General features: G+C 30.0%; 22 protein-coding genes and 2 riboswitches. Of the genes, 17 read left to right on the plus strand and 5 right to left on the minus strand.

The features are described from left to right. The first annotated feature begins 29 nt into the window (after nucleotides 1-29). The 6 genes from psyc5s11_RS13195 (at nucleotide 30) to psyc5s11_RS13220 (ending at nucleotide 3,650) form a co-directional block, all read left to right on the plus strand. Nucleotides 30-242 (plus strand): SDR family NAD(P)-dependent oxidoreductase, encoded by a 213-nt coding sequence (locus tag psyc5s11_RS13195; protein ID WP_224038025.1) that lies wholly within the window; start codon nucleotides 30-32, stop codon nucleotides 240-242. Nucleotides 243-376: 134 nt separating this feature from the next. After that, nucleotides 377-736, plus strand: a complete 360-nt coding sequence (locus psyc5s11_RS13200) for a sulfite exporter TauE/SafE family protein (RefSeq protein WP_224038026.1) — start codon at nucleotides 377-379, stop codon at nucleotides 734-736. Continuing rightward, nucleotides 736-1,149, plus strand: a complete 414-nt coding sequence (locus tag psyc5s11_RS13205) for a sulfite exporter TauE/SafE family protein (protein ID WP_224038027.1) — start codon at nucleotides 736-738, stop codon at nucleotides 1,147-1,149. Before psyc5s11_RS13200 ends, psyc5s11_RS13205 begins: the two co-directional genes overlap by 1 nt. Nucleotides 1,150-1,598: 449 nt before the next feature. Next, a complete protein-coding gene (locus psyc5s11_RS13210; RefSeq protein WP_224038028.1) occupies nucleotides 1,599-1,835 on the plus strand; it encodes a helix-turn-helix transcriptional regulator in 237 nt (78 codons plus the stop codon). After that, a complete protein-coding gene (gene def, locus psyc5s11_RS13215) occupies nucleotides 1,836-2,285 on the plus strand; it encodes a peptide deformylase (protein ID WP_224038029.1) in 450 nt (149 codons plus the stop codon). Nucleotides 2,286-2,576: 291 nt separating this feature from the next. After that, entirely contained in the window at nucleotides 2,577-3,650 is a 1,074-nt protein-coding gene (locus psyc5s11_RS13220; RefSeq protein ID WP_224038030.1) for a helix-turn-helix domain-containing protein, read from the plus strand. Nucleotides 3,651-3,765: 115 nt separating this feature from the next. Here psyc5s11_RS13220 and psyc5s11_RS13225 read toward each other — a convergent pair whose 3' ends face one another. Then, entirely contained in the window at nucleotides 3,766-4,314 is a 549-nt protein-coding gene (locus psyc5s11_RS13225) for an ECF transporter S component (protein ID WP_224038031.1), read from the minus strand. Between the two features lie 419 nt (nucleotides 4,315-4,733). On the opposite strand from psyc5s11_RS13225, the gene psyc5s11_RS13230 reads away from it, so the two are divergent. The 5 genes from psyc5s11_RS13230 (at nucleotide 4,734) to psyc5s11_RS13250 (ending at nucleotide 9,209) form a co-directional block, all read left to right on the plus strand. Continuing rightward, nucleotides 4,734-5,189, plus strand: coding sequence for an AraC family transcriptional regulator (locus tag psyc5s11_RS13230; RefSeq protein ID WP_224038032.1), 456 nt, complete (start codon nucleotides 4,734-4,736; stop codon nucleotides 5,187-5,189). 370 nt (nucleotides 5,190-5,559) lie between these two features. Further along, nucleotides 5,560-6,300, plus strand: coding sequence for a phage replisome organizer N-terminal domain-containing protein (locus psyc5s11_RS13235; protein ID WP_224038033.1), 741 nt, complete (start codon nucleotides 5,560-5,562; stop codon nucleotides 6,298-6,300). Nucleotides 6,301-6,549: 249 nt separating this feature from the next. After that, nucleotides 6,550-6,963, plus strand: a complete 414-nt coding sequence (locus tag psyc5s11_RS13240) for a GNAT family N-acetyltransferase (protein ID WP_224038034.1) — start codon at nucleotides 6,550-6,552, stop codon at nucleotides 6,961-6,963. A 147-nt stretch (nucleotides 6,964-7,110) separates the two neighbouring features. Then, a riboswitch (ZMP/ZTP riboswitch) is annotated at nucleotides 7,111-7,190 on the plus strand. Nucleotides 7,191-7,239: 49 nt separating this feature from the next. Then, nucleotides 7,240-8,412 carry a phosphoribosylaminoimidazolecarboxamide formyltransferase gene (locus tag psyc5s11_RS13245; RefSeq protein ID WP_224038035.1) on the plus strand — a complete coding sequence of 391 codons (1,173 nt, stop codon included), beginning with the start codon at nucleotides 7,240-7,242 and terminating at the stop codon, nucleotides 8,410-8,412. Nucleotides 8,413-8,585: 173 nt separating this feature from the next. Then, nucleotides 8,586-9,209 carry a cytidylate kinase-like family protein gene (locus tag psyc5s11_RS13250; RefSeq protein WP_224038036.1) on the plus strand — a complete coding sequence of 208 codons (624 nt, stop codon included), beginning with the start codon at nucleotides 8,586-8,588 and terminating at the stop codon, nucleotides 9,207-9,209. Between the two features lie 158 nt (nucleotides 9,210-9,367). On the opposite strand, the gene psyc5s11_RS13255 is transcribed toward psyc5s11_RS13250, so the two are convergent. Further along, nucleotides 9,368-9,796: a CBS domain-containing protein gene (locus psyc5s11_RS13255; protein WP_224038037.1), complete on the minus strand. Its 429-nt coding sequence runs from the start codon at nucleotides 9,794-9,796 to the stop codon at nucleotides 9,368-9,370. A 150-nt stretch (nucleotides 9,797-9,946) separates the two neighbouring features. Here psyc5s11_RS13255 and psyc5s11_RS13260 point away from each other — a divergent pair, with 150 nt between their 5' ends. Together psyc5s11_RS13260 and psyc5s11_RS13265 are read left to right on the plus strand one after the other, a co-directional pair. After that, nucleotides 9,947-10,741 (plus strand): HAD family hydrolase, encoded by a 795-nt coding sequence (locus psyc5s11_RS13260; protein WP_224038038.1) that lies wholly within the window; start codon nucleotides 9,947-9,949, stop codon nucleotides 10,739-10,741. Nucleotides 10,742-10,921: 180 nt separating this feature from the next. Next, nucleotides 10,922-11,512: a DUF1836 domain-containing protein gene (locus psyc5s11_RS13265; protein WP_224038039.1), complete on the plus strand. Its 591-nt coding sequence runs from the start codon at nucleotides 10,922-10,924 to the stop codon at nucleotides 11,510-11,512. Between the two features lie 116 nt (nucleotides 11,513-11,628). Here psyc5s11_RS13265 and psyc5s11_RS13270 read toward each other — a convergent pair whose 3' ends face one another. Next, on the minus strand, nucleotides 11,629-12,936 hold the full coding sequence (locus psyc5s11_RS13270; RefSeq protein WP_224038040.1) for an Nramp family divalent metal transporter: 1,308 nt from the start codon (nucleotides 12,934-12,936) through the stop codon (nucleotides 11,629-11,631). Between the two features lie 199 nt (nucleotides 12,937-13,135). Here psyc5s11_RS13270 and psyc5s11_RS13275 point away from each other — a divergent pair, with 199 nt between their 5' ends. The 4 genes from psyc5s11_RS13275 (at nucleotide 13,136) to psyc5s11_RS13290 (ending at nucleotide 16,813) form a co-directional block, all read left to right on the plus strand. Continuing rightward, on the plus strand, nucleotides 13,136-13,609 hold the full coding sequence (locus tag psyc5s11_RS13275) for a metal-dependent transcriptional regulator (protein ID WP_224038041.1): 474 nt from the start codon (nucleotides 13,136-13,138) through the stop codon (nucleotides 13,607-13,609). Nucleotides 13,610-13,687: 78 nt separating this feature from the next. Next, nucleotides 13,688-13,860, plus strand: a riboswitch (cobalamin riboswitch). 178 nt (nucleotides 13,861-14,038) lie between these two features. Next, nucleotides 14,039-14,953, plus strand: coding sequence for an ABC transporter substrate-binding protein (locus psyc5s11_RS13280; RefSeq protein ID WP_224038042.1), 915 nt, complete (start codon nucleotides 14,039-14,041; stop codon nucleotides 14,951-14,953). 16 nt (nucleotides 14,954-14,969) lie between these two features. Further along, entirely contained in the window at nucleotides 14,970-16,019 is a 1,050-nt protein-coding gene (locus psyc5s11_RS13285) for a FecCD family ABC transporter permease (RefSeq protein WP_224038043.1), read from the plus strand. Nucleotides 16,020-16,057: 38 nt separating this feature from the next. Further along, nucleotides 16,058-16,813, plus strand: a complete 756-nt coding sequence (locus psyc5s11_RS13290) for an ABC transporter ATP-binding protein (protein ID WP_224038044.1) — start codon at nucleotides 16,058-16,060, stop codon at nucleotides 16,811-16,813. 47 nt (nucleotides 16,814-16,860) lie between these two features. On the opposite strand, the gene psyc5s11_RS13295 is transcribed toward psyc5s11_RS13290, so the two are convergent. Both psyc5s11_RS13295 and psyc5s11_RS13300 read right to left on the minus strand, forming a co-directional pair. Next, a complete protein-coding gene (locus tag psyc5s11_RS13295; protein WP_224038045.1) occupies nucleotides 16,861-19,800 on the minus strand; it encodes an ATP-binding protein in 2,940 nt (979 codons plus the stop codon). A 2-nt stretch (nucleotides 19,801-19,802) separates the two neighbouring features. After that, on the minus strand, nucleotides 19,803-20,885 hold the full coding sequence (locus tag psyc5s11_RS13300; protein WP_224038046.1) for an HD-GYP domain-containing protein: 1,083 nt from the start codon (nucleotides 20,883-20,885) through the stop codon (nucleotides 19,803-19,805). Nucleotide 20,886: the final 1 nt, after the last annotated feature.

Here is a 20,886-nt window from a genome sequence, read left to right on the forward strand (position 1 = left end):
TGTGATATACTCTCTCGCTAAAGATAAGTATGAATTTTAAAAATAAAGTTTGTGTAATTACTGGTGGGGCTTTAGGTATTGGAAGATGCTTGACACGTGAATTTGCAAGAAGTGGTGAAAAAGTTATTTTCATTGATAATGATAAAAAAGCAGGTGAGGAAAGTCTAAAGTATATTAAAAAAAAGGATGGAGACGATCTATTTTTTGTGGGAGATATTTCTGAAGAAAAGACTTTTTTATGACATAGACCGTACTACTAATCTAACGTTTATATTTATAATACTTGAGAATTATAGATGTTTAATAGTCTTTTGAGAAAATATTTATAATTCTCAGTTTTATATAAGATTAAATTAGAAAGGATGTATGTATAATTATGAAATATGAAATTAAAGCTATATCAGTTGGAATCGCTGGTGGAATAGGTGCTGGATTAATTGGTATTGGCGGAGGAATTATCATGATTCCTTGTATGATATCATTTTTAGGAGTATCACAACATAAAGCACATGCTACGTCACTGGCAGCTATTGCGCCTCTTGCTGTAATGAGTGCTGCAGTTTATAGCAGTTATGGTAATTTAAATATTTATTTAGCTTGTGTGCTTGCTGTTGGAGGTGTAATAGGAGCATATATTGGTGCATCTCTAATGCCACATGTTAATGCAACTATATTACAGCGCTTACTAGGTGTATTATGTATAATTATGGCAATAAAGATGGGAGTTGGTTTCTAATGATGATTATAATATTTGGAATATTGATAGGTATAATTACAGGTACTCTTAGTGGGTTATTAGGAATCGGTGGCGGTGCACTTATGGTTGTTCTTTGTACATCATTGCTGCATGTTTCTCAACATGTGGCCCAAGCTGCAGCATTGGCAGCTATTATTCCAACAGCCTTTGTAGGTGCAGCAAAACATCATAAAAATGGTTTGATAAATTATAAAGTTGGGATATATTTAGCTATTGGTGGTATTTTAGGAAGCTTTTTTGGAGCATCTATTGCTAATATACTTAATGAAGATATGTTACGTAAAATCTTTAGTTTATTTTTTGCAGTTATAGGCATTCAAGTATTGAGAACTTCATTTAAAGTAAATGTAAAGAAAAATGAAAATCATATTAATTTAGAGGAAAAAATCTGATGACCTATTATGATAGAAAAATTTAGAGCTAATAGAGTATCAAAATATAAGTCAGAACCAAATGCAAATTAACACTAATACTTTGATACTTTGTAATTATTTCCATGTTAGATTTTATAGCTATTAAATTAGTAAATAAACTTATAAAATTTCCTGTATCATTATAATATTTATGGTAATGGGATGTGGAGAAATGAATTGGATAAGGAAATAAATAATAGTTTAAAATATCGCACTATTCAAGAGATTGAATTTGCGGTTTTTTTGATGCGTCATACTAATTTTACGTATTAAATTGTAAACATAAAAATTGTTATTTGAAAATTAAATAATATAGTATTCAAAAAGTTGTAACTTTGTAAATCATACATGATGTAATGTTAACTTGACATGAAAATGGAATGCTAATATACTTATATGTAAGGTAAACGTGACAGGAGTGGGTGTTAATGAAAAATAAATTAAAAGAATTTCGTGAATCTCTTGGATTAACGCAAGAACAACTGGGAGAGCTTGTCGGAGTGTCAAGACAAGCGATAAATTCAATTGAAACAGAAAAATATGAACCATCTATATGGTTAGCTTATGATATTTCGCGAATATGTCACTGTCCTATAGAAGAGGTTTTTCTTTTTGAACAGAGTGAAAGAAAATCAAGAGCACAATTAAGTAGAGGGGGCATTTAAATGGCATTAAGACAAATTAGACTTTTTGGTGATGAAATATTAAGAAAAAAAAGTAGAGAAGTTGAAGTTGTGGACGAAAAAATAATACAAATTCTAAATGATATGGTAGATACTATGTATAATGCAGAAAATGGTGGGGGATTAGCAGCACCACAAGTAGGTCTACTAAAAAGATTAGTTGTGATTGATATGGGACAGGGACTTATGAAATTAGTTAATCCAAAGATAATTAAGCAAGAAGGAAGTCAAGAAGTTATAGAGGGATGTTTAAGTAATCCTAATATATTTGGAAAATTATTAAGACCAGCAAAAGTTACAGTGCGAGCACTTAATGAAAAAGGTAAAGAAATAACATTAACAGGTACAGGAGAATTAGCAAAATGTTTTTGTCATGAAATTGACCATTTAGAAGGTATTCTTTTTACTGACTTTGTTACTGAATATATATAATTATGATATTAAATTTTTAGATACCGCATTTTACAAAATTGAATTTGCGGTATTTTTTATTATGCAACACTCATTTAATAAAAAGTTCTTTGAAAATTTAATAATAAAATACTTGCAAAATATGAAGTGAACATTAATGAAATAATCTTTTTAAAAATAAAACACAAAAGATGAATACCATTCAACTTTTTTTAACTTAAACTCGAATTACTATCTATTGTTCACAGGAATAATTAACATTATAATAGATTTATCAAAAGGCTTTTGAATTGGAAAAATGGAGGTATATAATTGAATAGATTAAATATAGGTGAAACAATTTTACAATTAAGAAAAGAAAAAAACATCACTCAAGAGCAGTTAGCTTTTATGGTTGGTATTTCGGCAGGAGCAGTCAGTAAATGGGAAAATGGAAATTCAATGCCAGACATTTCATTGCTAGCTCCTTTGGCTCGTGCATTAAATACATCTCTTGATGTCTTATTGTCTTTTCATCAAGAACTTTCAGAAATAGAGGTTGGTAACATTAATCAAGAACTGACAAAAGTATTTTTACATGAAGGTTATGTAGCTGGGGAAGCAAAATGTCAAAAGTACCTAAATGAGTATCCCAATAGTATCCATTTAAAAGTTATTATTGCCGGCTTGCTTGAAACGTATTTGATGATGTCAAAAGACAATTCAGAAGAATTTATAAAAATAAAAAGGCAGGAAACTTTAGCTTTGTTTAAGCAGGTAGCTGAAAGTAGAGATCCTAAATATACATCAACAGCACTATTTTTTATTGCTCATATTCATATGGTACTAGAGAACTATGAAGAAAGTGAAAAGGCACTTAAGGAGCTTCCGCAGACTATAGATCCAATGTCTTTATATCCAGCTCTTTTTATGAAGCAAGGAAAAACTAAGGAGGCGATGAAGCTCTGTAGTAATAAATTATTGAATTATATAAATAATAGTTGTCTTATGCTTATCATGATGGCAAAAACTTCAAAAGCAGAACAAAATTATGAAAATTCGTTTTATTTTCTAGATGCATGTTATAAGATACAGAATATATTTCAAATGGGGTTAAATTCAGCAGAATATAATTATATCCAATTAAACATTGAAACTGGTGAGAAAGAAGCTGCGGCTAAATGGTTCAAAACTTATGTGGAAGGATTGATCTCTACAGAATATGATTATCATAGTAATCCTTACTTTGATAAAGTTGAGTTAGAAGTAAAACCAGAGGAGCAGAATATAATCAGAAAAAAAATGCTACAGTCACTAATAGATGAAGATGAGTTTAAAAGTTTAGCTGGAATTATAGAATATGAAAAAGCAATTAAAGAATTAAAAGTGGCTGTTAGTGAAATGTAAATAAGCTATTAGTTTTCATCCCTCTCAATTGAATTAAAAATGTTCAAGCTTTTGTAAGTAGCTTTCACTTTACAAAAACTTGAGCATTAATGGATAAATGCTGCAAATTATAATTTTAATTAGCAAATGCAGTTTGTTTAGCTTTGATTATTACTGCACTTAATGGCAATGCAATTACTACTCCAGTACCTACTTGAATTATATTTCCAACTATATCTTTTGCTGAAAATATAATGCCTTGTAATAGACCAGCTTTTTCTGTTAGAAAACCTGCTACTATGATTCCAGCTCCGAAGTATGCAACTACCATAAATACACCACTAACTAAAAATGCAATTGTGTATCTGATACTTCCATAACGTTTTGACATTTTTTCTAAAATGAATCCTGCAATATAAGCCATTGCACCTTTAATTATAAATGTAAATGGCGCCCAAAAATAATATCCGCCAAGTACATCTACAAGAAACATTCCGAGTGAACTTGAAATTGCTCCCTTTTTCTTACCAAGGACTATTACCGACAAAAATACCATACAGTCGCCTATATGAACAAATCCACCAACGGATGGAATCTTAATTATACTTCCTGCCAAATAAACTAAAGCAATCATTAACCCCATTAAAACCATTTCTTTTGTATTTAAAGACTTACTATTTTCCATTAAAATGCCCCTCCTATAAAATATTGCTATATAACAAATTATATTACGATTTTCATTTAACTATTCCTAGGATTATCTATATACATATTATATAAATATTATTTTAAATTATCAAATGTATGGGTACATATAGAAATTGTTACTAAAACAAGCTATAAATTAATACATAAAACTCCTTAAAGCCTTGATCTAAAATTGCCATTATAGCTGAAAGTTTAGACTCTCTAGATATGGGATGAAAAAAAACAGTAAATACTTACTACGAAAGTTTAAAGAAGTGTAAAATCAGGTAAATATATAGAATTTAATGAAAGATGAATTGTAATTTAGCAATTTTAAAAAATAAGTTGAAATACATTTTAAAGCATTATATGATGAATTCAGGCATCGATGTACTATATTAAAAAAGAAGGTAAGTTATGGATATTAATATTGAAATGATATCATCATATAAAATTGCTTATATACGAAAAACAGGTCCTTACGGTTTAGAGAATGTGCAAGTAATGGAACAATTAAAAAGTTGGGCTAGAGAAAGAGACTTATTTAATGAAAGTTCAATTATATTAGGAATAGCCAAAGATAACCCGAATTTTACAGAACCCAAAGATTGTCGTTATGATACATGTTTAGTTGTTTTTGATGAATTTAAGGTTGATAATAAGTATATTAATTTTGGAAAAACTATCGGTGGAAAATATTGCGTATTTAAAATAAGTCATACAGTAGATGGTATGCAAAAAGCATGGATGGAGATATTTCCGGAGTTATCAAAAAGAAATTATGAATTTGATAATAGAAGACCTATTCTTGAACGCTATGCAATGCAGATGATAAATAAGCATTATTGTGAAATTTGTGTACCAATATTATAAAGAAAGTTTCTAATTATTCATATAATAGATAATTTTGATTGGCGTAAAAATTCATATCAAAATTACAACATAGTATATTATGAAACGTATTATTAATGTTGAGAACATATTATAATTTAGCATATTAAGAAATTATTTTTAAAATTAGCGATTGCTTTAAAAAGATATTATGTCTTATATGAGATGTAATATCTTTTTTTATCGAAATTTATTCGATGTAAAAAATTGTAGTATTTTAATAGAAAGAAATTTATGAATTATCCTGTGATTTTATATATTAATGCATATATATTAATTAGGAGACATAATTAAAACAACATATTTGATATTAGTATAGCAGCAAAAATAAAATTTAAGGAGAATGAGATATATGAGAGAAAGAAAGTACGTAAAATTCAGAGTAGATATGCATGAAGATACTAAATTTAAAATAATAGATAGGAAGCCTGAAAGAGATGTTATTCATTATATATGGAATAGAATTGTATTGTTGGCAGGAAAGGTTAATTTAGAGGGGGATTTATATCTTTCAAAAAACATTCCATATACAATTGAGACTTTAGCAATAGAGTTTAATAGGGATATCGCTCAAATCAAATTATCATTAGATGTATTTATAGAATTAGAAATGATTGAAATTACTGAAGATAAGATTTATAGAGTGAAAAACTTTGCTAAGCATCAAAATATTAAGGTCAAGGAAAAAGGTATATCTGAGAATAAAGAGGATGACGTAAAGAGCATAGAAGTTCAAGCAAATGATAATTCAAAAGTTACAACAAATGAGGCTGAAGATAAAGAGTTAGATAACAAAATAAGTAAAAATGAAGTAAAAAATTTAATGGATGTTAATAGCGTGGATTTAGAAATTACTAATGAATATATTAGCAAAGTCAATGATAACATGAATGATGAAAATAGCAGTGGTAATTTACAAGATAATGATCCTATAATTTTAGAAACTAAAAAAAGTAAGAAGAACAGAGATAAAGTACCCGATATTAATACTACAGATGAAGAATTTCAAGATAATTCAATCTGCTATATAACTGATGGAGTCAAACTATTAGGAGATGGTGAAAGTACTGTTTTAGAATGGTCCTTTGGGTAAAATTTGTTGTTGAATTTTAACTTCAACAACTAGTTTAAAATAACTGTAAATACAAGGATAAACTATTATACTTCTTCAAAGTTATTGATACAAAAATTAACAAAGCGAGGGAAATAGAATTAAATATCTATATGTAGATTTGACGTGGAAACTGCTAAAATAGCTTTTTGAAAATTGAATAGTGTTACATTTACAAAATATGATATAATTAACTAAAATATAAATAGCAATTTAGGTGGGAAATAAAGTATGAATTATAGAATAACAGATATACCAACGGAGCAAGATAAGGACGAGATTTTTCAAGAATTACTGAAATACAATCTTGAGCGCATAGAATGCAAAGATATAAAGGAGCTTGGAATATTTTTAGAAGATGAACAGGGGAAAAAAGTAGCTGGAATTGTGGGTGATACACATGGTAACTGGCTAGAAATTGAATATTTATGGGTAAGTGAGACACTAAGAGGGCAAGATATTGGGACAGAAATCATTTCTAAAGCAGAATTAATAGCAAAAGAAAGAGGCTGCAAATATGTTTTTTTAAATACATTTAGTTTCCAGGCAAAAGGATTTTATTTGAAGCTTGGATATCAAGAAGTATTTTCTTTGAAGGCTTATCCACTAACTGGTGAAAGGCATTACTTTATAAAAAAGTTATAGTAAATAATATATTAAAATATGCAACAATGAAAAATGTTCATTATAACAAGGAGTCTACTTATAGTCTTATGTTTTAAGAATCGGAAAAATTTGCACGTATTTTTCAGATAACTTGACAAATGTATATAGCAATGATATTTTTCTATATATAGGTTATACAACTGACGGAAGTGGAAGAAACCACATGGAGTATAACAAATAATGAGCCGACCGTCTGGGCAAGAGCACCCAGATAGTGGGCTCTTTATTGTGTTAAAAAAGGAGTGTAACAATAAAATGAAAGAATTAAAATTAAAGTACGGATGTAATCCAAATCAAAAACCAGCTAGTATTTTTATGAAGGAGGGTGAACTTCCTATAAAAGTTCTAAGTGGAAATCCGGGGTATATAAACCTTTTGGATGCATTTAATAGTTGGCAACTTGTAAAAGAATTAAAAGAAGCTACTAACCTTGCAGCAGCTACTTCATTTAAACATGTTAGCCCTACTGGGGCAGCTGTAGCTGTTCCATTAACTAAAAACTTAAAAAAGATGTATTTTGTTGAAGGTGTAGATTTATCTGACATTGCTACTGCTTATATAAGAGCAAGAGGTTCAGATAGAATGTCATCTTATGGTGATTTTGTAGCTTTATCTGAAACTTGCGATGAACAAACAGCAAAATTTTTATCACATGAAGTTTCAGATGGAATAATCGCACCATCTTATACGGGCGCAGCTTTAGAAATATTGAAAAAGAAAAGAAAAGGTAATTATGTAGTAATACAAATGGATATAAATTATATGCCAGAAGAAATAGAAACAAAACAGGTTTATGGAATAACATTTGAACAGAAACGTAACGATATTAAAATAACAAAAAGTATATTTAATAATATACCAACAAAAAATAAAACAATACCAGATAATGCTAAAAGAGATTTAATTATATCTTTAATTATATTAAAATATACACAATCAAATTCTGTATGTTATGTGAAAGATGGGCAAGCAATTGGAATCGGTGCAGGACAACAATCTAGAGTTCATTGTACTAGACTAGCGGGAAATAAAGCTGATATATGGTTTTTAAGACAAAATCCTAAAGTTATGGATCTTCCTTTTAAGCCACAAATAAAACGAGCTGATAGAGATAATGCTATAGATGTTTATATTTCAGATGATTATATGGATATATTATCTGATGGTCAATGGGAAAACATTTTTACTGAAAAACCAGTTATATTGAATCAAGATGAAAAGAAAGAATGGATTCAAAAATTAACAGGTGTAGCTTTAGGATCAGATGCATTTTTCCCATTTAGTGATAACATAGAACGTGCAAAAAAAAGTGGAGTTTCTTATATAGCACAAGCCGGTGGCTCTATAAGAGATGATAATGTAGTGGAAATATGTGATAAATATGATATGGCTATGGCATTTATAGGAATTCGTCTTTTTCATCATTAAGATAATATAGAGTATGAGCATAATGTATAAAGTCGTAGTAAGAAATAAAAGTAGAGCTTGATTATATGATAATTTTTTTACAAAAGAATATTTAGGTAAATAATATAATAAAATCATGATATAATTATATAGTAATATATATTTTTAACTAAAAGGAAAAGGGGAAGATAATTATGAAGAAGTTTGTAATTGCAATCACAAGAACTTGTGGAAGTTGTGGGACAATAGTTGGAAAAATGCTTTCAAATGATTTGAAAATTAATATGTATGACAGAGAATTGTTACGCTTAGCATCTGATGATAGCGGTATCAATGAAGCACTATTTGCAAATGCAGATGAAGCTGTGAAAAAGAGTTTACTGTATTGGGTGTCAAAGAAGGTATATGATGGTGAGTTAATTCCACCAGAAAACCATGATTTTACTTCAAATGATAATTTGTTTAACTATCAAGCTAAAATATTGCGCGAACTCGCAGAAAAAGAATCTTATGTTGTAATAGGACGTTGTGCTGATTATATTTTAAAGGATAATCCAAATGTATTTAAGATTTTTATTCATGCATCTAATGAATATTGTATTGAACATGAAATGAAATATTTCGGTTTTTCAGAAAAAGAGGCAATTAAACAAATTAGTAAATTAGATAAGTATAGAAAAGAGTACTATTATTATCATACAGGCAGAACATGGGAAAGTGCAAAAAATTATGATTTATGTATTGATACTAGTAAATTAGGCATTGAAAAAAGTGTTGAATATATTAAGGAATATATCAAATTTAGAATGGACTCATAAAAATTTGAAAAATGCACATTAAAAGGTACACAATTAAAAAATTTATATATTAAATTATAAAAGCAGCTTTAGCCATTGATATTATATGGTTAAAGCTGTTTATTAATGAATAGAAAACCAGTGAGATTATACTGGTTTTCTTATAGTGATATGGTAAATTACAAGTTGCTTTTTGTTGGTTCTGAAATGTTTTTAAGAGCGTCTTCTGCATTATTTTGAAATTTAGGCTCTAATGAAATATCTCCTAGAGAAACTATACCAACTAGATTGTTATTTTGAATAATAGGCAACCTTCTTATTTGTTGTTCACTCATTATTCTTGCAGCATCTTGAATATCCATATTAGGGGTTCCTGTAACAGGATTTGGAGTCATGACATCGCTTATCTTTTGTTGATTTGAATTTCCACCTGCTGCTACGGATCTCAATGTAATATCTCTGTCTGTAACTATTCCAATTAATTTTTCCATATTGCATACAGGTATTGATCCTACATCAAACTGCTTCATAATTTGAGCAGCCCTTTCAACAGAATCCTCTGAGTTTAAACTTACTATATCATTTGACATTATATCTTTTACTATCATAATATTCACCTCCGAAATTATATTTCCCAATAATTATATTTTTATTATTAAAAATTTATATATCGCAAATATTATGTCAATTGACCATTGAGAATAAACGATATAAAATGATAATAAATATTAATATATAAAGAGAGAGAGGAGATACTTATGACGAAAGCAATATTTTTTGATATTGATGGAACACTGATAGATTGCCTTGGAGGAATAATGGATATCACACCAACAGTTAAAAAGGGAATTCGTAATTTGCAATCTAATGGACATTATGTTTTTATTGCAACTGGCAGACCTTATGCATTTTTGAGCCAAGCTATATTAGATTTTGGTTTTGATGGTTTTATTTTAACAAATGGAACTCAAGTAATAATTAAAAATAAAACTATTTATTCAGAGCCAATGGATAAAGAGTTTGTAAAAAAAGCAATTACTGAGTTTGAAAAACTTAATATTCAATATATTTTGGAAGGGGAACTTTACTCATATATGAAAAACAGTTGCACGGAATTCTATGATTTCTATGACAGTATAGAAATCTCTAGAAAATTCTTGAAAAGTGATTATGATATTGAAAAAATTAATACCCATAAAATAGAAATGTTATGTCCTAATGAAGAAGCTGTAAATTTCTGTTTGTCTTTAATGAATAGTAATCCTGATTATGATCATTTTCATAGTATAGATGCAAAAGCTTTAGAATTGTATTCTAAGAAAAATACAAAAGCTACAGGAATATTAACTGCTTTAGAATATTTAGATATTCCTATTGAAAATAGTTATGCTTTTGGCGATGGTAGAAATGATATAGAAATGTTATCAACCGTTGGATGTGGCATAGCAATGGGTAATGCTTGTGATGAAGTTAAAAAGCACGCAAAAAAAATTACGGATACAGTCCATAATGATGGCGTAGCTGTAGGCATTAAAAAGTATGTGCTTTATTAACTCAAAATGCATTGAATGCAAATAAAGATGAGATTTATGCAGAAATAAAGGGACTTAGAAAGTTGTGTGACTAGCATAAAAAAATGGTAGATTTCCAATTGTAAAATAATTTGTAATAAGTTAATGTATACACTATAATATAGATATGAATATTTTACATAAGAAAGTATGGGTGATAGTATGAAGAAAAATTTTGATTCCAATTATATAAAAGAACTAACTGAGGAAATATCTAAATGTAGTTCAGTTTCATATGACGATTTCCCAAAGTATGATTTATTTCTATCTCAAGTTATAGATTATTTAAATGATAGATTCATTGATGAAAATTTCACTAATAATATAGTTCAAAATTATATAAAGAGTGAAGTTATCACTAAACCAGAAGATGGAAAAAAAAAAGGATATACTAAAACTCATTTAATTCAGTTAGTATTACTTAGTTATATGAGGCCAATTTTAACAACAGAAGAGATTAAAAAAGTTTTCAAACTTGCGTTTAATGAAATTAATGATAGCAATGATGATATATTGTCGTGGGAAGAAACCTATAAAATTTTTATGGAATTACAAAAAGAAAGTTTAAATGATCCTTTAATCCCTTCCTTAAATTCTGAAGATAAATTTGATAAAATAATAAAGAAATTTAATTTGAAAGATGAAGAGGGAGAGAGAATAAGAATATTCTTATTAGTTTTATCTTTGATATCTAAGGCAAGTGCTATTAAAAAATTAGTTCAAAAAATAGTAACTGAATATGATGAGGAGTAATTAATATATTAATAGAACTTCAAAAAAGCTAAATGAAAAAATAAGTTCTATAAATATAATATGAGATAGTTATAGAACTTATATACAAATTGATAATTAGTTTTTGCTTTATAATATTAAGATTTACCTGTAAATGTTAGGTACAAGAGCACTACATTTAGTATTATTATGGAAGTGGCTATTAGAACACCAAAGAATCTTACAAAACCCTTATTGACTAAAACTCCCATTAGGTCTTTACGTTTAGATATAGTTAACATTTGGATTATTGGGAAGGGTAGAATAAAACTAAGTGCAACTTGGCTTAAAATAAGAACATTCATTGGATTAATTCCAAGTGCAATTATAATCAAGGCTGGCAGCATGGTTATAAGTCTTCTAATATTTATAGGTATGCTTAAATTAACAAAACCCTCCATAATTGTTTGCCCAGCCATTGTTCCAACAACAGAAGATGATAGTCCAGATGCAAGCAATGCTATTCCAAAGGCACCACTTGATAAAGAACCTAATAATGGCTTAAGTGATGTATGAGCTTGTTCCATTGTTTCTACTACCATTCCATTTCTATAAAAAACTCCAGCTGATACTACAACCATTGCAGCATTAACAATAAAAGCAATATTCATAGCTAGAGCAACATCTATCTTTTCCATTCTTAAATGTCTTGATTTTCCTTCATCTGAGGAATCAGTATTTCTGCTTTGAACTAATTGTGAGTGTAAATATATTACATGAGGCATAACTGTTGCACCAAGCATTCCTACAGCAATCAATACAGCTTCACTACTGGGTAACATTGGAATTAGGGTATGAATACCTACCTCCATCCAATCTGGTTTAGCAAGAAACAATTCTATTGTATATGCAATACTTATTACCGCAACAAGTATTGATATTATAATTTCAATTGTCTTCTGACCGTACTTTTCCATATAGCAAATTATAAATGTTATAATTGCAGTAAGAAGTCCTGCATATATCATAGGTATATGAAACAGTAAATATAATCCTAATGTTCCACCAAGAAATTCTGCTAAATCTGTAGCCATGGCACCTATTTCAGCAATAATCCAAAATATCCAATTTACAGACTTTGGGAATACTTTGGCGCACATTTCAGGTAGATTATGACCTGTAGCTATTCCGAGTTTTGCAGACATAGTCTGCAAAAACATAGCCATTAAGTTACTCCACAAAATTACCCAAATTAGTACATAGTTAAATTTTGACCCCCCACTGATATTAGTTGCAAAGTTACCTGGGTCAATATATGCCACACTAACAACAAAAGCAGGTCCTAAAAATTTTAGCAGTTCTTTTAACTTGCGTGATTGTTTAAGTATGTTATTTGTTCCTGTTTTCAAAATAAAAAGTTTTTCTGGAGATACATCAATATCTCTTAAGCCTAGTTCGTTTTTCATAAAATATATCATCCTTAATAATTAATCCTATTTTATATACTTTAAATAGTTATGAATAGTTAATTTTGTTAGTCTAAACTAATTTATTTTATAATATAAGCTATGTAGTAAATTGAAAAAATGATACACCAAAGTAATTATTTTATTTGTTCAAGCATAGAATGTATTTAATAGACTATAGCGCAAAGTAGGTGAGACTATGACTAAAAATGATTTTTATACTTTTAATGAATATATGAAAAAAGAAGATAATTGCCTTACTGCGTCTCAGGAGGATTACCTTGAAATGATATATAGATTATCTTTTAATACAGGATTTACAAGGATTCATGAACTTTCTAATATCTTGAATGTAAAGCCTCCTTCTGCGACAAAAATGGTACAAAAGTTAGCAGAAATGAGGCTTTTGAAATATGAAAAATATGGGATTTTAGTCCTTGAAGATACTGGGAAACTGCTTGGACAGGCACTGATTAACCGTCATAATGTTATTGAAAGTCTACTGCGAATACTTGATATTTCAGAGCTTGATATATTAGAAGAAACTGAAAAAATTGAACATACTATAAGTAATCAAACAACAAAATGTTTTCAAGATTTTGTGCAATTCATTAAGGACAATCCAGAGATAGTTATTGAATTTAAAACCTACAGAAAAAACTTAAAGTTATGAAAAAATATTTTTTTTATTTAATAGTTTATTTTCTATTTTTATTCTCTCTTTTTATGTTTTAAGTTGACAGTACATGAGTTATTGAATATAATTTTTAAAATAGAGTATGACATGCAATAGGGAATGAAGTGAAATTCTTCAACTACCCCAGTAACCGTAAAACTGACGAAATCAAAATGGCCACTGAGAAATTGGGAAGGCTTGAAAGTAGAATGAAGTTAAGTCGGGATACCTAAATGTTATATGAAATTAATATCTCCTGAGGGTGGGATATTAGGTAATAATATATATTTATGTTTATTAAAGCTTTAGTTATTTACTTTAGTTTTATCTTTCATGGATTTATACAATTATGTATTTTTAGGCATACTCTCAAAAGGGTATGCCTTTTAATTGCCCTTAAATTTTCAAAAATTTTAGGAGGACATTATGAAATTAAAAAATAAATTTTTATCATTAGTTTTTGTAGTTATATTAATTATGACTATGCTAGTTGGTTGCACAGAAAAGACTACAGCAATGGTCGATAGAGCAGGAAACAAGTTTGATTTACCTAAAAAAGTAAATACTATAATATCCACAGCACCATCTAATACAGAGATATTAGTGAATCTTGGTCTTGCAGATAAATTGATAGCTATAGATAAGTACTCCGCAGATATTAAGGGTTTAGATTCAGATTTACCTAAAATTGATTTTAGAAATCCAGATGCAGAAACAATTGTAGGTTTAAAGCCAGATATAATAATAGCTTCAGGTCATAATAAATCTGGAAATGACGATCCCTTTGCAGCAGTAAAGGAAGCTGGAATAGAGGTTGTATATATACCAGTAAGTTCTAGTATAGAAGGTATTTATGAAGATATTAATTTTATCGGAAAAGTTACAGATACTGAGAAAAAAGGTACAGAAATAGTAGATAATATGAAAAATGAAATAAATTCTATTAAAGAAATTGGAAATACAATAACTAACAAAAAAAATGTGTATTTTGAAATAGGATCAACTCCAGCTTTATATAGTTTTGGTAATAGTACATTTTTAAATGAAATGATAGAACTAATTGGAGCAAAGAATATATTAGCAAATGAAAATTCATGGATATCACCAAGTGATGAAATTATAATTAAAGCTAATCCAGATGTAATACTTACTAATGAATCAGCAGAAAATATTGTTGATTCAATTAGAACCCGTGATGGATGGAAGGATGTTACTGGGATTAAGGAAAATAAGATATTTGTTATTGATAAAAATTCATCCTCTAGACCATCTCAAAATATAATAAAAGCGCTTAAAGAAATGGCTAAGGCTGTTTATCCTGAAAAATACATACAGAAATGAGAAGGTAATAAATACTATGCACATTTATAAAAAATCATTAAAAACTATAGACAATAATAAAAAAGGAATAATATTAATAATTTTGTTAACATTTTTGGTTTTATGTATTGGAACTTCTGTTGGAAGTGCTAATACTAGCATTAAAGATATTTTATCTATAATTGGACATAAAGTATTTGGCATCCCACTATCTAAAGGTATTGATAATAATGATGTAGCAATAATTTGGAATTTGAGATTGCCAAGAGTTTTATTAGCTTTTATAGTAGGAGGTTCACTTTCCGTAAGTGGTGCTGTAGTTCAATCGGTACTTAAAAATCCACTAGCGTCACCATATACTTTGGGAGTATCCTCTGGCGCATCCCTTGGAGTAGGATTACTTATAGTCACAGGATTCTCAATACCTTTCATAGGGAAATTAACAATGCCAATTATAGGTTTTTTATGTGGAATTGGAACTGTATTTGCTATCGTGAAATTTGCATCTACAGTTGATAAGGGCATGTCAAATACAACTATAATTTTATCAGGTATGGTGTTTTCTTTGTTTTTTAATGCTATTCTCACAACTATAACAGCATTGTATAGTGAAGATATAAAAAGCATAATACTTTGGCAAATGGGCTCCTTTTCTATGAAAGGATGGTCTTATGTAAAAATTGGTATACCGTTTTTTATAATAGGAATTATTGGAGTTATGCGTTACTGCACGGAAATGGACATATTATCTTTTGGGGAAGAACAAGCTAAATCAGTAGGAGTAGATACTACTAAAATAAAAAGAAATTTACTTGTTTTTTCTGCAGTATTAACAGGAAGTGCTGTTGCTATAAGTGGAACTATTGGATTTGTTGATTTGATTGTTCCTCATATTGTAAGAAGAATATTTGGAGCAAAACATAAAAATGTAATTCCAATTTGCATAATTTTCGGAGGATGCTTCATGGTGATTACTGATTTAGTTGCAAGAACTATAATTGTGCCATCAGAATTACCAGTTGGAGCTATAACAGCATTAATTGGAGCTCCATTCTTTGCATACATATATTTTAAAAAATCAAAGTAGAGGAGTCCATTCTAAAAAATTCGGGGTAGGTGATTTTTATGTTAGAACTTAGAAGTGTTAGTTGTGGATATGATAATGAAGATGTTGTACACGATATTACATTTGAAGCTAAAAGAGGAGAAATACTTTGCATAGTTGGACCAAATGGCTGTGGGAAAAGTACACTTTTAAAAGCCATAGGTAATATTATTGAATATAAAGGAAATATAATATTAGATGAAAGTAATATAGAAAATTCAAATAGAAAAGAGTTAGCTAAAAATATTGCCTTAATGACTCAAACAAATAATATATATTTCCCTTATACTGTTTATGAAACAGTCTGCTTAGGAAGGTATGCATATTTAAAAGGCGCTTTATCTTCTTTAAGCAAAGAGGATAGAGATATTGTAATAGAAGCTATAAAAAGTGTTGGTCTTATTGAATTAAAAGATAAGCTAATAAGTGAATTATCTGGTGGACAACTTCAAAGAGTATTTTTAGCACGTGCATTTGCGCAAAATCCTCAAGTTATTTTATTAGACGAACCAACAAATCATCTGGACTTAAAGTGTCAAATAGAAATTTTAGAATATTTAAGTTCTTGGGCAAAAAAGAATAATAAAATTGTTATAGGTGTATTACATGATTTAAACTTAGTTAATTTATTTAGTGATAAGATTGTAATGTTAAGCCAAGGCGATATCATTGGAAAAGGGACACCTAAAGAAGTATTTTTAGAAGAGGACCTAGAGACGGTTTATAATATAAATGTAAAAGATTTTATGATTAAGGCATTGAAAAAATGGCAGTAAAAAAGGGTGAATCTTCGTAATAAGGATTCACCCTTTCTAGATGTAAATTATTCTTTCAATATTTCTTCGATTTCTGCTAAACTTTGATTTAATAGCTTATTAAATTCGGGATAGAATTTCGATATTTCATCTTGTTGATTGTTTTCTAGAGCCTTTTGGAGAACGACAGCAATTTTGTACACTTCCTTTGCACCGACATTTCCCGAACTGCCCTTAGCTTTATGCACGATTTGAGCTGCCTGTAAATAATTACTTTTCTGAATTTCTAAATCAAGATCCTCGCAGGTAGATACATTTTCCTGGATATACTCTTTCAATACCATATGGTAGAGTTGAACATTTTGTCCCAAGAGTTTTAATGCATCATCTTGATTAATTAGTGGTAGAGTTTGTTGTACGGTTTCAACTTCTTTTGTTATTTCCACTTGTGCATCTTTTTCAGAATCTAATGCTGAACCTTCATGTTGATCCAATATTTCCAGAATTGTATCGATGAATTTATCTGGTTCGAAAGGTTTACTTATATAGTAATTAATTCCCACCCTTTTACACTGTTCTTCAATACCAGTGATAGCATCGGCGGTCATAGCAACAATAGGAACATTTTCATCATTCATCCTAATCTGCAGTGTGGCGTCATAACCGTTTAAAACCGGCATGTGTAAATCCATGAGAATTAGGTCAATATCAGATGCATGATTTGTGTAATATGTGACGCCTTCTTCACCGTTATCAGTGAGAATAACATTAACACCGACTGGTTCTAATATGGACTTAGCTATAAATTGATTGGTTTTATTGTCCTCTACAACCAAAACAGTATAATTTTTAGTTGCTTTTTTCTCTTCGCTTTTAATATAAACAGGAATAGATAAGCTGCTTTCTAAGTCATTTTTTTTGAAAATTTCCTGAATCCCATCAAATAAGACAGACGGGATAATCGGTTTTGTTATTCCAAGATTCAAATCAGAAGATTCAATTTTCTCAAAAAGATCCTCTCGCATCAATGGAATGAGCATAATAATTTTTGGATTTGAGATGATTTTAGAATCGTCTAAAATATTTTTTGCAAAGTCAAAACTTTGTTCTGCTAAAATATCATAATCCACAATGAGCAAATTAAAAGGAATTTTTCCAGCAGTAGGGACTGATCGTAGCAATTGTTGCACATTAGACGGTGATTTGGTAAATTCAGCATGAATACCAAAACTAACTAAATATGTCTGCATTAAATTTATTAAGTTATCATTTTTCGCTAGAACTAGGGTTCGTACGTTTTGTACATAAAATGAAGCTACTTTTTTCTTTTCCTCAAAGTCTTGGAATGCATCTATCATAAGTGGTAATTTAATGACGAAGGTCGAACCTTTACTTGCGGCACTATATATATGAATTTCACCGTTCATCATCTCTACAAGACTCTTTACGATTGATAAACCAAGACCAGTTCCGCCAAAGCGTCGAGTGATGCTGGAGTCTGCTTGGGAAAAGGGCATAAATAATTGAGCAATTTGATCTTCAGACATACCAATTCCAGTATCTTTCACTGCAAATTCTAGATGATAGCGTTCACCTTCTTGTGCAATGAGACGTATACCAAGAGAAACCTCTCCATCTTTTGTAAATTTGACTGCATTGCTTAGTAGATTAAGAAGTATCTGCTCAATTCGTTTAGGATCACCAATAAAATGAACAGGTATTTGAGGTTCTTTGGTCAATGCAAACCCGATACCTTGTTCTTCAATTCTAAAAGAAATGATACTAATCACCTGTTGAATCACCTTATCTAAATTAAAGGAGATGTCTTCAATTTCTACTTTGCCTGCTTCAATTTTTGAAAAGTCTAAAATGTCATTAATAATGCTGAGCATATTATGAGCAGCTTGGGTGATTTTATCCACATACATCTTTTGTGAAAGAGTGATGTCACTTTTTTTGATTAAATAGGCCATACCAGTAATAGCATTGAGAGGAGTTCTGATTTCATGGGACATTCGTGCTAAAAAAGTAGATTTTACTCGGTTGGCGATTTCTGCCTCAATTTTTGCGCGGTTCAGTTCATCCTGAATCAAGATCCGTTTTGAGATTTCTTTATTCAAACGTATAATCCAATAGATAGAAACAACAAAAATAATGATAATAATGCTACCAGCTATAGCAGCAGTCTTAATAATATTACTATAATCAATATGGTTTTCAAGACCAATCCATTTATCCCGTATTACCATCTTTTCTTCTTCAGTTATGCTGGCTAACCCCTTGTTAATTATGCTTACAAGGAGGGGATAGTCGTTACGTACAGCAAAATAAAGAGATTGTTGATCTTCCGTATCAAGAGATACATATTTAAGTCCAGTCAGTCCAGAGGATTTGATGAGATAAGCTGAGGTTGCTAGATTACCAACGAAGGATGTTTCATCACCTTTAGAAACTGCTACGAGCGCTTTTTCCACGGAATCATACAAACTCAAGTTTATTTCAGGGATATTCTTCAAGTAACTATGGTGAGAGCTGTTCCTCTGGACAGCTACTGTTGTATATTTTAGGTCTTCCAAGCTCTTTATAGTTGTATTATTTTCCTGAACGACAGTCACACGTTGAAAAGCAAAATAAGGATCTGAGAAAAGAAAATATTGTTGACGTTCTGTAGTCTTTGAAATGCAGGGTAAAACGTCTACTTTTTTTTCTACGCCCATTTCATAGGCTTCCGACCATGTTTTATCTGGCTCTATCATCATCTTCATACCGATTCTTTGACTCAGTAATTGGATATAGTCATTGGCTATACCTTTGTACTGGCCATCACTATCAATAAATTCATAAGGGATAAACTCAGGGTCGACTCCTAGCTGTAACGTAGGGTGTTCCTTAATAAAGGCTTGTTCTTCTGCAGTGAACTTTATTGGGATGGAAGTAGTATCGTTTGCAGAAGCTTTAATGGGTGCAAGCACAACCAAAAACATAATTATTACGATAAACCGCTTCAATGTTATCCCTCCTTGTTATTTTGCGTAAAATGCATAGAAATTTTTTTAATTTCCTGTTCAATCTCCATAAAAGCTGAAACTAGTTCTGGGTCAAATTGCTTTCCACTTTCACTTTTAATAATATCTAACGCATATTCATGATTGAAAGCCGGTTTGTATACGCGTTTACTGGTTAGGGCATCATATACATCAACAATAGCCATTAATCTACCGGCAAGAGGAATCATGGTACCCTTCAGCCCATAAGGATAACCGTAACCGTCATAGCGTTCATGGTGAGTACCTGCCACGTCTATTGCCGTTCTAATAAAAGAGGGGATATTCTCAACGTGTGAATTATAACTTAAAGCTTCAATACCAAAGGTAGTGTGTTTTTTCATAATTTCAAACTCATCTGTATCCAACTTTCCTGGTTTTAGTAAAATGCTGTCAGGAATTCCAACTTTCCCGATATCATGTAGTGGAGAGGTATTATAGAGTTCAGTAATATAGTCTTCTGTTAAAATGTTTTTATATTCAGGCTTCAAAGATAGGTGTTCACTCAATTTTAATATCATATGTTGAGTTCTCTTAGTGTGATTGCTCGATTCAATATCTCGAACCTCCAAGAGACCTATTAAAGCGTGAATAGTTATATCTATAGTCATAACAAGTTCATTTGTTCTTTCACGGACAGTTTCTTCTAATATTATGTTGTGAGATTCAATGATTTTTTGTGCTTGTCGAATATTAGTATGAACTTCGATTCTTTTGCGAAGGGATTCTAGGTTTAAGGGTTTTCGAACGTAATCTACAGCACCTAATTCTAACCCTTTTATCTCATTCTCTGTTTCGTCATAGTTAGTTAAAATTATAGTTGCAATCTTACTGAGAACAGGATCATCTCTTAGTGCTTTCAGCACTTGGAACCCATTCATCCTAGGCATATTTATATCTAAAATAATCAAATCAATATCTTGTTTTATCAAGATATCCATGGCTTCAATTCCATCACAAGCCTTAAATAATTCACAATCACTCAGTATATTGCTGATAATCATTCGATCTGTTGCAGAATCATCAACAATCAAAATTTTTGCATTCATA

The organism is Clostridium gelidum (assembly GCF_019977655.1).
Taxonomy (GTDB): Bacteria; Bacillota; Clostridia; order Clostridiales; family Clostridiaceae; genus Clostridium; species Clostridium gelidum.

Coding starts and splice junctions, on each gene's coding strand:
- psyc5s11_RS13195 (WP_224038025.1), top strand. CDS start 30: ATGAATTTTAAAAATAAAGTTTGTGTAATTACTGGTGGGGCTTTAGGT.
- psyc5s11_RS13200 (WP_224038026.1), top strand. CDS start 377: ATGAAATATGAAATTAAAGCTATATCAGTTGGAATCGCTGGTGGAATA.
- psyc5s11_RS13205 (WP_224038027.1), top strand. CDS start 736: ATGATGATTATAATATTTGGAATATTGATAGGTATAATTACAGGTACT.
- psyc5s11_RS13210 (WP_224038028.1), top strand. CDS start 1,599: ATGAAAAATAAATTAAAAGAATTTCGTGAATCTCTTGGATTAACGCAA.
- def (WP_224038029.1), top strand. CDS start 1,836: ATGGCATTAAGACAAATTAGACTTTTTGGTGATGAAATATTAAGAAAA.
- psyc5s11_RS13225 (WP_224038031.1), bottom strand. CDS start 4,314: ATGGAAAATAGTAAGTCTTTAAATACAAAAGAAATGGTTTTAATGGGG.
- psyc5s11_RS13230 (WP_224038032.1), top strand. CDS start 4,734: ATGGATATTAATATTGAAATGATATCATCATATAAAATTGCTTATATA.
- psyc5s11_RS13235 (WP_224038033.1), top strand. CDS start 5,560: ATGAGAGAAAGAAAGTACGTAAAATTCAGAGTAGATATGCATGAAGAT.
- psyc5s11_RS13240 (WP_224038034.1), top strand. CDS start 6,550: ATGAATTATAGAATAACAGATATACCAACGGAGCAAGATAAGGACGAG.
- psyc5s11_RS13245 (WP_224038035.1), top strand. CDS start 7,240: ATGAAAGAATTAAAATTAAAGTACGGATGTAATCCAAATCAAAAACCA.
- psyc5s11_RS13250 (WP_224038036.1), top strand. CDS start 8,586: ATGAAGAAGTTTGTAATTGCAATCACAAGAACTTGTGGAAGTTGTGGG.
- psyc5s11_RS13255 (WP_224038037.1), bottom strand. CDS start 9,796: ATGATAGTAAAAGATATAATGTCAAATGATATAGTAAGTTTAAACTCA.
- psyc5s11_RS13260 (WP_224038038.1), top strand. CDS start 9,947: ATGACGAAAGCAATATTTTTTGATATTGATGGAACACTGATAGATTGC.
- psyc5s11_RS13265 (WP_224038039.1), top strand. CDS start 10,922: ATGAAGAAAAATTTTGATTCCAATTATATAAAAGAACTAACTGAGGAA.
- psyc5s11_RS13270 (WP_224038040.1), bottom strand. CDS start 12,936: ATGAAAAACGAACTAGGCTTAAGAGATATTGATGTATCTCCAGAAAAA.
- psyc5s11_RS13275 (WP_224038041.1), top strand. CDS start 13,136: ATGACTAAAAATGATTTTTATACTTTTAATGAATATATGAAAAAAGAA.
- psyc5s11_RS13280 (WP_224038042.1), top strand. CDS start 14,039: ATGAAATTAAAAAATAAATTTTTATCATTAGTTTTTGTAGTTATATTA.
- psyc5s11_RS13285 (WP_224038043.1), top strand. CDS start 14,970: ATGCACATTTATAAAAAATCATTAAAAACTATAGACAATAATAAAAAA.
- psyc5s11_RS13290 (WP_224038044.1), top strand. CDS start 16,058: ATGTTAGAACTTAGAAGTGTTAGTTGTGGATATGATAATGAAGATGTT.
- psyc5s11_RS13300 (WP_224038046.1), bottom strand. CDS start 20,885: ATGAATGCAAAAATTTTGATTGTTGATGATTCTGCAACAGATCGAATG.